Genomic DNA, 12,634 nt, shown 5'->3' with positions numbered 1-12,634 from the left:
GAAAAATTAACTTTTGGTTAAAAAAACTGACTTATCGACTTATAATACCACAAAAATACGGTATTTAAATACAAATACCGGGTTATGTAGGGGCAATTTGATGAGCAAGTGGCAACAGACAAAAAAACTAAGGACTGAATGGATAGGGCAATTTCAGAGGTATGTTGTTAAAGCTTTACAAGCTATCGGACAATGGAGCCGTAAAGCAGGAAGAGGTTGGTTAAACAGACATTCTCTTGGAGCCTTTTTGAGTCTTGTTTTAGTAGGAACTACCTTGAGCGTAGTAGTTGCTGCTTCCACTGCAAGTATTGGCAATTCTTCAGGAGAGATTCATTCTGGAAACAGTAACAATCTTATTGCTCAACAGAAGAATATTAAACTTAACCTTGTTTCCTTCTCTGTTACCCAAGCCGCACATGATAAGATTATTCCCCGATTTGTTGAAAAGTGGAAAAAAGAGCGGAATCAAAATATTACCTTTCAGCAGAGTTATGGTGCTTCTAGTGCTCAAGCTCTTGCAACGATTGAGGGAGGATTGGAAGCTGATGTGGTTCATCTATCACTTGCTCCCGATATTCAGAAGATTGAACGAGCAGGATTAATCCAACCAGGTTGGGAAAAAGAGTTTCCGAACGGCGGTATTGTTAGCAAGTCGGTTGTCGCAATTGTCACTCGTCAGGGTAATCCGAAAGGCATCAAAACATGGACAGACTTAGCAAACAAGGGAATTAGTGTGATAACACCCAATCCCATAACATCGGGTAGCGCACGTTGGAACTTTTTAGCACTTTGGAATGCAGCGATTAAAGCCGGAAAAGATGAGTCTAAGACATTAGACTTTGTTAGCAATGTTTATAAAAATGCTCCAAATTTGCCAGAAAGCGCTCGTAATGCAACGGACGCCTTTTTCAAGGGAGGTGAAGGGGATGCTCTAATTACTTATGAAAATGAAGTAATTTTGAAAGCTCTTAAAGGTGAGAAACCTTCGTACTTTATTCCTGATGTCAATTTCTCAATTGATAACCCAGTTGCTATTGTTGATAAAAATGTAGACAAGCACGGTACTCGTGAAGTAGCAGAAGCATTCATCAAGTATTTGTATACTGCGGAAGCTCAGAAGGTATTTACCCAAACTGGTTATCGCTCGATAGAGTCGAACGCAGCACAAAAAAAAGAGGTTGTTAATCAATACCCTCGGCTAAAAAGTTTGGCAACAACTAATGACTATGGCGGTTGGGCTGCAATTCAGAAAAAGTTTTTTGATGATAACGGCATTTTTGCTAAAGTGATAAGTAAAATTAATACAAGCGCCACCAAAACGTGGCGTTAAGGCAGTACTTCACGGGAATATTGCGATCGCTAGTCTTTTTTCACTCAGAAGTAGTGTTAATGTAGCTTATCAAATTTTCCCGCACCACCATTGCCATCTGCTTGAGTGCCATCATTTTGCAATTGCATTTGAGCTAGCAGTTTTAAAGCATCGCTAATTCTGCGCGGTTTTGGCACTTGACCCTTTCCTGCAGGCCATCCTTCACGTTGACGAGTGCGATCGCCATCTGTTTCCTCTGTTTGGTCGTGGAATAGTATTTGTGTGGTGGGGAAGGGTAAGTCTATTCCATTGGCTGTGAGCTTATTTTTGATAGCAGTCAGAACTTTATCCCGTGAATCAAGACTATCTGCCCGACGGGGTGGAGAAATCCACCACCGAACACGAATATTAACCGTACTTTCATCAAGTTCCATAACCAGTACGTCAGGAGATGGATTTTTCAAGACTGCATCCACACTGTACATTGCTTCGAGCATCAATTCCTTTGCCCGTTCGATGTTGTCACCGTAACCAATGCCAACATCATACTCCAAGCGACGGTTATCAAAGGCGGTATTGACAGTGATGGAATTTGTGAACAGTTCCGCATTGGGAATAACTATACGGCGACCATCGTAAGTGCGGATAGTTGTGGCGCGTGTCTGAATATTTTCGACTGTTCCCTCAAAGTCTTTGAAAACAATTTGGTCATCAATTTGAAATGGTTCTGTTAAAAGTATTAAGATACCAGCCAAAAAGTTTTGTAAGATATCGCGGAAAGCAAAACCAATTGCTACTCCACTAATGCCTAAAAGTTGAACTAAATCGCCTGCTTGAAATGTTGGAATGACAATTGATAAGGCTACGAAGAGACCCACTAAGAGAATAGTTCCCTGGGACAAACGTCCGAGAACAAGCCCTAGATTCCTTGCATTGCGGTATCTTCGGGTAATGCGTCTGACTGAAAACCGAACCCCCCTAGCTACAAACCAAAATACAAGAAAGACAATTAAGGCTAATACAATATTAGGCAGCATGATGATGGCACTACTCATCATGTCTTGTACCTTTGTCCATCCTGCCGATACAGCTTCTTGAAAATTCATTACACCTTTTTATCATGGACATTCCTACAAGATATATTAAGAAGAATTGCAAAAAGGCTCTCTATCTAAAGTTATTAATTTCCAGAATTCCCTATAGAATTTTTACTACAACACAACTTCTACTACTCTTCATGTTCGTAAATCTATAGCTTTAGCTAGATGAACTAATTGCTAAAATGTGAATACTTGAAGTTACACATAGCAAATATTTAGATTGAGTTTGCAAGAATGTTGCATTTTTAGCTATTATTATTTAAAATCTTATAATTTCATTTAAATTTACACTTTTTATTCCCATGCTTGGGAAAAAATATGCTGCTGCTGATTTTGGTTGTCATTTTTGTAATTAGTGGTTCGGCGCTTTGTTCTAGCGTAGAGACTGCGCTTTTTTCTGTATCTACATTAAGAGTACGCCAATTAGCTCAATCAAACAAACCTGCTTTAGTAGCACTTTTGGCGATTCGTGAAAACATGAACCGACCGATCGCCACGATCGTCATCCTGAATAATACTTTTAATATCGTTGGTAGTATTCTGACAGCTAATATTGCTGCTAAAGTTTTAGGAGATATATGGCTGGGTGTATTTTCAGGGGTATTGACCTTCTTAATTATCATCTTTGGTGAAATCATTCCAAAAACACTTGGAGAACGCTATGCAGAACAATTAGCTATACTTGCTGCTTTACCTGTTACCGGGCTCTCCATTGTCTTCACACCCTTAGTTTGGATTCTGCAAACCGTTACTGCACCCTTTATCAAGGGTAAGAAACGACCGACAACGAATGAGGCGGAAATCAAGTTATTGGCGAGTATCGGTCAACAAGAGGGGATGATAGAAAGGGATGAAGCAGAAATGATCCAACGGGTGTTTCGATTAAACGATTTAACAGCGTCTGATATAATGACACCCCGAGTCATAGTGACACATATACGTGGCGATATGACTCTTGCTGAAGCAAAAGCAGACATCATTTTTTCACAACATACCCGAATTATTGTGATTGATGACTCTATCGATGAAGTTATTGGATTTGCTCTAAAGCAGACTTTACTTACAGCAATGGTAGAAGGTAAGAATCATCAAACAATTGCTCAACTGTCTCGCAAAGCTCGCTTTGTACCTGAAACCATTAAAGCAGACAAACTCCTGAAAATCTTTATAGAGGCTCGCGAACATTTAGCAGTGGTAGTAGATGAATACGGAAACGTAGCTGGTGTCGTTACCTTAGAAGATGTGTTAGAGGTAATCACTGGTGAAATCGTAGACGAGACTGATAAAACTGTGGATATGCGGGAGATTGCACGGAAGAAGCGAGAAAGAATGTTGGAATCTATGGGCATCAAATAAATATCCTTAACACCCATTTCCTTACACTCAACGGCGTGGCGATCGCGATCCGGAGTTTAAGCTAGTACATGAAGGCAGAAGTCCAAAAGGCAGAGGGCAGAAAGCACAAACGCTTATTATTGGAACTTTTATCTCAATTCTAATGGTATAGTTATTTCCGCCGACCTGTACTAGTTGATACTAGTATTTTTAACAACTTCTCGTTAGTACCTATCAGTTGGGCTGACACACTATCACAAGACACAATTCCTTTAACTTTAGGGATGCTTGGAGACTTGATGTTTGTATTTGGCCGAGTTGCGATTGATGAGGTTTCTAAAACCTTAGGTAGTTTATAAGCCCAGCATCAAGAATAGTATGCTAAATAAACATGATTCAAAAATGACATGGTGTTTATCGAAAATTGGTATTTCACGAATGAAATTGTTAGTGCAATTAGTAGGTGCAGGACTGATAGTTTTATCACTTTTGGATATTTACCTAACTGTCCTGTTCCCTCGCCTTGGTAGTAGCGTACTGAGTTTGCATCTTGGAAAAGTGATGTGGCGGCTCTTCCGGTTCGTTGCACGTATAATGCCCTTTAAAGACGAAAAAGTACTTTCTCATAGCGGTCCTGTATTGATGATTGCAACTGTTGTAGTCTGGCTGAGTTTGCTGCTTTATGGGTTCGCCCTAATTGTTTGGACTGAGTTGGGTTGGTCTATACAAGCAAGTGATGGGCAGACAGAAACTAATTTTATATCAGCGCTTTACTACAGTGGTTTTTCACTAACAACACTGGGAACAGGGGACTTGACTCCAAAAACAGATTTTCAACGCCTGTTAACGATCTTAGAAGCATCTCTTGGCTTTTCTGTTTTTACTTTAACGATTACTTACTTACTCTCAGTGTACAGTGCAATTACAAGACGCCACACTTTTGCTTTGAGCTTACACCACCGAAGTGCTGGTACGGCAGACGCAGCAGAAATGATAGCGAGACTGGGTGCTAGTGGTGAACTGAATGGCGTACAACAAGATGTTTCTAACATGGCAACGGACGTAATAGACTTGCTAGAATCGCAGCACTCTTACCCAGCGTTGCTCTATTTCCGATTTCGCCAATGCTATTATGCCTTACCACGCGTGATACTTTTGGCAATGGATACAGCCACGTTAATCAAAAGTGCGTTGAATACCAAAAAGTATCATTCAATTACGCATTCTACAGCTGTAGAAGAATTGTGGGGTGGCGGTCTACAATTGCTCGTTGAGTTATCTAGCTTATTTTTGCCAAAAAGTCGTTCAAAAAATAATGACTCAGTTGAGCAGACATGGCGCAAGCGCTACTATCACGCAGTGGAAAAAATGAAAGCCGAAGGAATAGAGACAGCAGATGATTTAGAGGCTGGTGTCTCTCTGTACATTTCTCTGCGCCGCCAATGGAACCCTTACGTGGTAGCCCTAGCTCGTTACATGGCATATGATTGGAATGAAATAGCTCCTTATGAGAGTTGAGATGTGAATACTCTAAAATTTGCTTACACAGGTAACAAAATATATTTATGGCTGGCATAATTTTACTAATAATCGGTCTGGGGATTTTTTTTGTAGGTTTAAGTACTAAGGATGAGATTAACCGTATAGCAGCTTTAGTAGCGGGAGTTATTTCTCTAGTTTGGGGATTTGCTCTCGCTCCTTTATCATTTCAATTACTCGTTGAAAGTGTCTCAATTTTAGGAGCTTTTTTGGTTTGTATGCGTTGTTTGGGTTGTGGTTCATCATAAAAAATTCATTGAAATATTCCCGAGCTGATGAACTCTAGCTTTCAAGATATATATCTTCGTTTTATCTCAATCCTATACGATAAAAATCCCATAGAAAATCATGTCTGACAAAAAAAAATCAGAAATTACTGATTGATTTAAAGCAATTGAATCCAACGATTTAATTAGAGTTCAAAAATTGCTTCAGACTGTAAAAGATTTAGAGCAAACAGATGCTTCTGGCCGTACTCCAATGCAAGTAGCAATTTCGTCAATGTCAGAATCCTAAGATAAATCAGTAGAATTGGCAGAGTAAGTAAAATTGCATCTCCTTAAACAATACCTTTGCCAATTTCTCAAAAGCACTACAGACTTCCAGTCTGTAGCTACATAAAGGAAGCCCACCTGCGTGAGCTAAAACCCAAAGCCCACGCAGGTGGGCTTTGTTTGTATAGCCCCACTCTTCCAGAGTGAGGGCGTTTTGGCAAAGCTATTGCTTAAAGTAGTAAATTTGTTGCAAGCGTCACTAGCCCGATCTTAATAGGTTATACCTAACAGCGCAATTTTGAAGATGATATCCAGTCTCTACGTTCCTCAAAATCAATCTGGTAAACCACTAGAATCTCTTGCTCTAGAATCTTGGGTATGAGCACTTGGGTGTTATATCCTTGGGATGCGTCTCTCCTATTTGAGTTCTTGGAATATGGCTGATAACAATCGCTCGCAGTGGGACTTAGGCAGATTTCTTGAAACTTTGACCTACTTTGAAGTTATTCCTTTCCTTAACTGGCTACAAGATTTATTCCAAGGTCGCCCTCATAATAAAGACAGACTTGATGGAGCAAAACAAGTGGGCGTTATACTGGTAGCTGGTGCAACGGGTGGTTTGGGAAAACGTGTGGTGGGACAACTCCTCCAAAGGGGTTATAAAGTGCGATCGCTAGTCCGAGACATAGACAAAGCGCGATCGCTTCTTGGCAATGACACGGAATTAGTGGTTGCTGATATTACAAACCCAGAAACTCTCACCCCTCTGATTGCAGCTAACATCCAGGCTGTAGTTTGCTGTACTGCTGTGCGCGTTCAGCCTGTAGAAGGAGACAGCCCAGATCGTGCTAAATACTACCAAGGGGTTAAGTTTTACCAACCTGAAATTGTTGGCGATACACCAGAAAACGTTGAATACCAAGGTGTGAAAAACTTGGTAGAAGCTGTAGCAAAATATCTGCCAAAAGCAGGCGAACGAGTGTTATTTGATTTTACAAATCCATCCACAGAACTTAAAGAGACTTGGGGCGCGGTGGATGATGTCGTAATGGGTGGAGTCAGTCAAAGCAATATTCAACTGGTGGAAGGTACAGCCCTGTTTTCTGGCTGCGTTTCTACCGCCAACTCAGGAGGATTTGCTTCGGTCAGAACTAAAAATTTTTCTCCCGGTTTTAACTTATCTGGCTCTGAGGGCATAGAGTTGCGCCTTAGAGGTGACGGAAAACGCTATAAATTCCTCCTGCGTACCGAGACACAATGGGATGGTGTCGCTTACAGCTATTCTTTTGACACCGAACCCAACACCTGGATGAATGTTCGCATTCCTTTTGCAGATACAATTGCAGTTTTTCGAGCCAAAACACTCAAAGATTCTCAACCCATTGATACCAGTAAAATTTGCTCGTTCCAACTAATGTTGAGCAAGTTTGAATACGATGGGGGATTAAATCCAAAATTTACACCAGGTGGTTTTTCTCTACAAGTAGAATCGATCAAAGCTTATGGTAAACAAGTTTTACCCCAGTTTGTCCTTGTGAGTTCAGCAGGCGTGACTCGTCCCGGAAGACCGGGAATTAATTTAGAAGAGGAACCACCCGCTGTTAGATTAAATGACCAACTCGGAGGAATTTTAACTTGGAAATTAAAAGGAGAAGAGAGTTTAAGACAAAGTGGAATTCCTTACACAATTGTTAGACCCTGCGCCTTAACAGAGGAACTAGGTGGCAAAGAATTGATTGTCGCCCAAGGCGATAATATCAAAGGAAAAATCAGCCGTGAGGATGTTGCTAAGCTTTGTGTAGAAGCACTACAACAAAGTCAAGCACGTAATGTTACATTTGAGGTAAAAGAGGGAGAAAAGATTGTTAGTTCTATTGACTGGCAAAGTCTATTTTCTCAACTGAAACCTGAGTGAAATTGATGAAACGCTTCTGGCTGGTCGTATCGGTACTTGTATTGGGAATTCTCCTCTGGGGTGGAATATTGCAAAATTCCGTGTCATCCGAGCAGTATGACTCCCGTGTTTCTAATTTGGAAGCAGACTTGAACCGTTTGGAGACTAGAGTGCTCCGTATTGAATCATTACTCAATCAAAACCGTCGCGTACCTCCTGCAAGTACAGCCCAAACTCCATCATCGCGATCGCCAAAAACCGTTCCACCACAAGAGCGCGATCGCATGTTTGATAGACTTGCTACTTTGGTTGTAGAGCTAAAGCAGCAAGTCAACGCATTGGAGGGGCGAGTCGCAAAATTGGAGAAACGTTAAAAAGCTTTTCTTTGACTGCACCATTGCTTTTTTCAACAATCTGTGAAATCATTGTCATAATAAAGTACGGTTTGTCTACTGACTTACTGTAATTTATAAAAAGAGTAGAGCGAGCGCAAATACCTTCAGTTCAGAGTTAAGGAGGGGTAAACTTTGGTTTTACCTTCTCCTCTTTCCCCAACTGTTTGGATGTTGGTAACGATATTTCATCCCATACCGTTTGTCAAACTACATCTCTACTACGAGCAAAGCTTTAAGTCTCTGGGAAAACAGTGAAAGAAGCTATGTCTGAACCCCGCTATGGCATTTGGATTCCCGTATACGGTAACTGTGGTGCAATGAAGCATCCACAAGAACCTCGTGATGCTAGCTATAAAAGAGCAAAAGAACTGATTCAGCTAGCAGAGGAATGCGGCTTTACAACCACTCTCATCGCCGAACACCTAATCAATCCCAGAAATCAAGAATTGGACCAGTTGGAAACTTGGACAGCTGCTGCTGCACTTGCTGAGGCGACTGACTCTATTGAAATCATTGCAGCTGTAAAACCTTTACTTTTCCATCCCGTTGTGTTGGCAAAGATGGCGCTGGGTATAGATGCTATAAGTGGCGGGCGTTTTGCGATTAACTTAGTCAGTGCGTGGTTTAAGCCAGAAATGGAAAAATCTGGAATTACCTTTTTATCCCACAGCGATCGCTACCGCTATTCTCAAGAGTGGATTGAAGTGGTAAAAGCACTTTGGAGTGGGGAACAGGTTAATTATTCAGGAAAATTCTTTCAAATTGATGAGTTGTCTTTGCATCCACGCCCGTTAGCGCACCCCTATCCCCAAGTTTATTTAGGAGGTGAGTCAGATAGCGCTAAAGACTTGGCAATGAGAGAAGCTGATGTCTTTTTTCTTAACGGTCGTCCCCTTGAAGTGATACAAGAAACTATTACTGATGTGAAAAAGCGCGTGCGTTTGCAGTTAAAACCATTACGCTTTGCCATGTCGGCTTTCGTCATTGCTCGACCGACAGATGTCGAAGCACAAGAAGAATATCAATGGTTGTTTGAACTCACAAAACAAGACGACAGATCCGAGCTTTTAAAAGGAGTCGATTCCGAAGTTGTCATGTTTAAAAATATGGCGAAGTACCCAGGAGTAGGAAGCAACGGTGGAACAGCAGCTGGCTTAGTTGGCAGTTACGATACGGTTGCGGCTCGAATAGCTGATTTTGCCAATATAGGTATCGACACATTTATGCTGCAATTTCAACCTTTTACAACAGAGATGAGACGCTTTTCTCAAGAAATTATGCCCAGAGTTCGCCATCATTTATCTAGCGATCGCTTATCAGCCACTGCTTTGTAACACGAGTCATTATCTGTCGCAAAGGAGAGACTCACCATGAGAGCATCCCAATTTGAACAAAACGCCGACGATTGGAAATCGCGGCTACACAAACAAAGCCTGCCTGCGCAGGCTTCAATCAAGTCCACCTGCGCTGACTTGCTTCGTAAAAGCGCACAAATTCCGACCGATACAAAACTCTATGATTGCGACTGGGCTTTATTAGCACTAGAAGTATAGTACCAATTGGTTCGGAAAGATATTTATGAGGAAAAAAATATGACAGCAACATTAACTCGTCCTGCTTGGACTACGGAATGGGAAGTCGAAACTATCAATAAACTGATTGCCCAACACGCTCCCCATCTTCCCACAACTCGCTTGTACGAACCCAGACCACCTGCTACAGACGAAGAATTAGAAAATTTTTACCGATTTCGCATAGCCGGAGCAGCCCACGACCTGTTTATTGTCCAAGTTTGTGCTAAGGCAATTACCGACATCGTACCAGATGATATAGACCTGCAATTATTCATTAGCAGACAGCTGGGAGATGATGGCGAACATTCTCAACATACACGCCAACGCGTGTTTGCTCTGTCAGGGCGCGATCCCATTGAAGATATACAGCAAGCAGTGCAACAACACTGGAAATATATGGGTGCTTTACCCGTTCGCAACTGGTTGGGTTTTTTAGCATTTGAACTGCACTACGAGCTTCATATTGTGGCTCAATTGATTGTTAACAGTCGCCTGACAAGGATTAACGATCCTGAATCATCTAACTTTGCGAGTAAAAGAATCTTACCAGATGAAGCCGTACACCGTTTGGGTGTAGTTGCTTGGTGGCAAAAAATATATGACAGCGCCTCACTAGAAAAAAAATCCAAGCTAGCCGCACAACTGATTGAAGTTGATGAAGAGGGACAGAAGAGGCGAAACCCTTACCTGAAAGAACATTGGCAACTTGTTCAAAAAGCTTTGGGTTTTGAAGCTGAAGGGTTTGATGTCATTTATGACGCTTGGCGCAAAGAAGTTCTTTCACACCTTTTAAATATTCCAGTTTCCAAACTTCCCAAACTTGTCAGCATAAACGATTAAAAGGAAAATACTATGATTGCAACACTCACTCGTACCTGGAACGCGGAATTTGAACAAGAAATTTTAAACAAAATTTTCGCCAACTACACTCCACATATTGTATTGACTCAGCAATCTGAAGTTAGACCACCTGAAACAGAAGAAGAAAAATCAAATTTTTATCAATACTGGGTAGCATCTGCTGCTCGTGACTTGTTTGCAGTCCAAGCTTGTAACAAAGCAATCTGGTTAATTTCCGACCCAGATCTACATTTGATCTTAAGCAGGCAAATTGGAGATGATGCAGCACGCGCTCAAGCTTTTCGGGATCGCGCGATCGCAATAACAGGAGAAGATCCGATTGACGATATCCGTAAAGAAATACAACACCACTGGGAAATCATGGGTGATATCTCATACCGAAGTTGGCTGGGATTTGTTGCTTTTGAATTGCACTACAAGCATTATAATTTCCCTACAGAAATAGTAAAGATTAGTACATCTAAAATTAACGATCCCGAACTAGCAGCTTCCAGTGCAAGTGTTTTCCAATTGAATGACTCAGTCCACCGTCAGACAATCTCTCATTGGTGGCGGCAAAAATATGAAACAGCCTCTCCTGATGAAAAAACAGAACTTGCAGCATTGTTAATAGAAATAGACGAACACATTCAAAAACGGCGCAATGACTGCATTAAAACAAGCTGGCAACAAGATCTTCACGCTACTGGTGCTAATACAATAGGTCTTGAACCAGTATATGACGCTTGGCGCAAAGAGATAGTTTCTTACCTGCTCGAGCTACCTCATCCAACACTTTCTTCTGTCAGCAATACTGAGAATAATTGACTTTTGAATCAATTATAGATTGGGGGTTTTAGAAATGAACCCTAACAAAAAACAAAGACCTGACTTTTTGGGTTGAACAGCAGTGAAACCCAACTACGGAAAAAATTATGTTTACTCGAATCTTGAATCAAGGTATAAGCTGGATTAAACAAAAAAGCTTTTTTGAGTTTTTTAAACAGTCCAGCGTTCGGACTTTCACCTTATTATTTGTACTGGGTATAACCTTAAGTATCACAATTGCATCTTGTTCTCAAACTAACTCAACCAATTCTGCAAACGCACTCAAGCAAAACCCAGAAAATACGCATTTAAAAGTCCTAAAAATGGGTCATCAAAAAGGGATGGCACTGCTGAATATACTCAAAGCACAAAGAAACCTAGAAAAGCGCTTGCAACCGCTTGGTGTTTCCGTACAGTGGAGCGAATTTTCCTCTACCGCCCCTTTACTTGAGGCAATGAGTGTAGGTAGTATCGTCTTTGGCGGTGGCGGTGGTACCGGGAGTGTCTTTGCTCAAGCTAGCGATAAACCCTTTGTTCGGGTAGCAGCAAATACAAGTAGTACAAGAAGTTCCGCTATTTTGGTGTTAGAAAATTCATCTATCAAAAGCCTTGGAGACCTCAAAGGCAAAAAAGTCGCTTTTGCTAAAGGCTCGAGTTCGCAGTACATGATAGTGCGTGCATTAGAAAAGGCAGGGTTAAAATACAGTGATATTCAACCCCTGTATCTTTCTCCTGCAGAAGCTTTGCCTGCTTTTGAACGGGGTAAGCTGGATGCGTGGGTCATATGGGACCCCTATACTGCTGATGCTGAACGGAAGCTTCCCACTCGCTTGCTAGCAGATAACAGTACGGTATTTGGCGATCGCGCTATTGTAGAAAGTCCTGGCTTCTATTATGCATCTCCAGATTTTGTCAGAGACCATCCAGAAATTCTCAAAATCATTTTGCAAGAACTAGAAAAAGCAGGTAATTGGTCTAAAAAGAACTATAAAAATTCAGCAAAACTGCTTTCAGCACTTTATAAAGTTGATTTAGCAACAATGGAAATTGTTGAAAAGCGCGGTGGAGAGAGAAAGGTATTACCTATAACTGATGAAGTGCTTACGGGGTTGCAACATATGGCAGATACATTTTATGAGTTAAAAGTTATTCCTCAGAAAATTGATGTTAAAGATAAAAATTACAATTGGCTTCCCGCTCAGAAGTGGTAGTTTATATACTTTCTACTCAAATTCATTTATATAACTCCTTTCTCGTCCCAAAACAATTTATTTGACTAAACCCTAAAGACGAGCCAGTACGGTACCCAAAGCAGCGCCGTGCAGG

The 12,634-nt window shown here is 41.2% G+C and carries 12 protein-coding genes; 11 read left to right on the top strand and 1 reads right to left on the bottom strand.

Translation table 11 applies throughout. The annotated features are described in order from the left end of the window. Nucleotides 1-100 precede the first annotated feature (100 nt). Nucleotides 101-1,330, top strand: coding sequence for a sulfate ABC transporter substrate-binding protein (locus AB0756_RS20635; protein WP_063779561.1), 1,230 nt, complete (start codon nt 101-103; stop codon nt 1,328-1,330). 56 nt (nt 1,331-1,386) lie between these two features. Here the strand turns inward: AB0756_RS20635 and AB0756_RS20630 are convergent, their stop codons facing one another. Next, on the bottom strand, nt 1,387-2,415 hold the full coding sequence (locus tag AB0756_RS20630) for a mechanosensitive ion channel family protein (protein WP_038074240.1): 1,029 nt from the start codon (nt 2,413-2,415) through the stop codon (nt 1,387-1,389). Between the two features lie 312 nt (nt 2,416-2,727). Between AB0756_RS20630 and AB0756_RS20625 the strand changes: the two genes are divergently transcribed. The 10 genes from AB0756_RS20625 to AB0756_RS20580 all read left to right on the top strand — a co-directional run bounded on the left by AB0756_RS20625 (nt 2,728) and on the right by AB0756_RS20580 (nt 12,519). Then, nucleotides 2,728-3,765: a hemolysin family protein gene (locus AB0756_RS20625; protein ID WP_038074238.1), complete on the top strand. Its 1,038-nt coding sequence runs from the start codon at nt 2,728-2,730 to the stop codon at nt 3,763-3,765. Between the two features lie 381 nt (nt 3,766-4,146). Continuing rightward, a complete protein-coding gene (locus AB0756_RS20620) occupies nt 4,147-5,262 on the top strand; it encodes a potassium channel family protein (protein ID WP_237265989.1) in 1,116 nt (371 codons plus the stop codon). Nucleotides 5,263-5,309: 47 nt separating this feature from the next. Continuing rightward, complete coding sequence (locus AB0756_RS20615) at nt 5,310-5,531, top strand: hypothetical protein (protein WP_050046614.1); 222 nt, start codon at nt 5,310-5,312, stop codon at nt 5,529-5,531. 682 nt (nt 5,532-6,213) lie between these two features. Then, nucleotides 6,214-7,692: a CIA30 family protein gene (locus AB0756_RS20610; protein ID WP_038074404.1), complete on the top strand. Its 1,479-nt coding sequence runs from the start codon at nt 6,214-6,216 to the stop codon at nt 7,690-7,692. 5 nt (nt 7,693-7,697) lie between these two features. After that, a complete protein-coding gene (locus tag AB0756_RS20605) occupies nt 7,698-8,045 on the top strand; it encodes a hypothetical protein (protein WP_038074232.1) in 348 nt (115 codons plus the stop codon). Nucleotides 8,046-8,329: 284 nt separating this feature from the next. Beyond that, nucleotides 8,330-9,400: an LLM class flavin-dependent oxidoreductase gene (locus tag AB0756_RS20600; RefSeq protein ID WP_038074231.1), complete on the top strand. Its 1,071-nt coding sequence runs from the start codon at nt 8,330-8,332 to the stop codon at nt 9,398-9,400. 36 nt (nt 9,401-9,436) lie between these two features. After that, nucleotides 9,437-9,619: a hypothetical protein gene (locus tag AB0756_RS20595; RefSeq protein WP_038074228.1), complete on the top strand. Its 183-nt coding sequence runs from the start codon at nt 9,437-9,439 to the stop codon at nt 9,617-9,619. Nucleotides 9,620-9,658: 39 nt separating this feature from the next. Then, entirely contained in the window at nt 9,659-10,480 is an 822-nt protein-coding gene (locus tag AB0756_RS20590) for a hypothetical protein (RefSeq protein ID WP_038074226.1), read from the top strand. A gap of 12 nt (nt 10,481-10,492) precedes the next feature. Continuing rightward, entirely contained in the window at nt 10,493-11,308 is an 816-nt protein-coding gene (locus tag AB0756_RS20585) for a hypothetical protein (protein ID WP_038074224.1), read from the top strand. 107 nt (nt 11,309-11,415) lie between these two features. Then, nucleotides 11,416-12,519 (top strand): aliphatic sulfonate ABC transporter substrate-binding protein, encoded by a 1,104-nt coding sequence (locus tag AB0756_RS20580; protein ID WP_050046613.1) that lies wholly within the window; start codon nt 11,416-11,418, stop codon nt 12,517-12,519. Nucleotides 12,520-12,634: the final 115 nt, after the last annotated feature.

The organism is Tolypothrix campylonemoides VB511288_2 (genome assembly GCF_045999855.1).
Lineage (GTDB): Bacteria > Cyanobacteriota > Cyanobacteriia > Cyanobacteriales > Nostocaceae > Scytonema > Scytonema bouteillei_A.
This window is presented reverse-complemented; position numbering and strand designations above follow the sequence as displayed.

What these genes read in the sequence shown, in the direction of transcription:
- AB0756_RS20635 (WP_063779561.1), top strand. Translation starts at nt 101, where the DNA reads ATGAGCAAGTGGCAACAGACAAAAAAACTAAGGACTGAATGGATAGGG.
- AB0756_RS20630 (WP_038074240.1), bottom strand. Translation starts at nt 2,415, where the DNA reads ATGAATTTTCAAGAAGCTGTATCGGCAGGATGGACAAAGGTACAAGAC.
- AB0756_RS20625 (WP_038074238.1), top strand. Translation starts at nt 2,728, where the DNA reads ATGCTGCTGCTGATTTTGGTTGTCATTTTTGTAATTAGTGGTTCGGCG.
- AB0756_RS20620 (WP_237265989.1), top strand. Translation starts at nt 4,147, where the DNA reads ATGACATGGTGTTTATCGAAAATTGGTATTTCACGAATGAAATTGTTA.
- AB0756_RS20615 (WP_050046614.1), top strand. Translation starts at nt 5,310, where the DNA reads ATGGCTGGCATAATTTTACTAATAATCGGTCTGGGGATTTTTTTTGTA.
- AB0756_RS20610 (WP_038074404.1), top strand. Translation starts at nt 6,214, where the DNA reads ATGGCTGATAACAATCGCTCGCAGTGGGACTTAGGCAGATTTCTTGAA.
- AB0756_RS20605 (WP_038074232.1), top strand. Translation starts at nt 7,698, where the DNA reads ATGAAACGCTTCTGGCTGGTCGTATCGGTACTTGTATTGGGAATTCTC.
- AB0756_RS20600 (WP_038074231.1), top strand. Translation starts at nt 8,330, where the DNA reads ATGTCTGAACCCCGCTATGGCATTTGGATTCCCGTATACGGTAACTGT.
- AB0756_RS20595 (WP_038074228.1), top strand. Translation starts at nt 9,437, where the DNA reads ATGAGAGCATCCCAATTTGAACAAAACGCCGACGATTGGAAATCGCGG.
- AB0756_RS20590 (WP_038074226.1), top strand. Translation starts at nt 9,659, where the DNA reads ATGACAGCAACATTAACTCGTCCTGCTTGGACTACGGAATGGGAAGTC.
- AB0756_RS20585 (WP_038074224.1), top strand. Translation starts at nt 10,493, where the DNA reads ATGATTGCAACACTCACTCGTACCTGGAACGCGGAATTTGAACAAGAA.
- AB0756_RS20580 (WP_050046613.1), top strand. Translation starts at nt 11,416, where the DNA reads ATGTTTACTCGAATCTTGAATCAAGGTATAAGCTGGATTAAACAAAAA.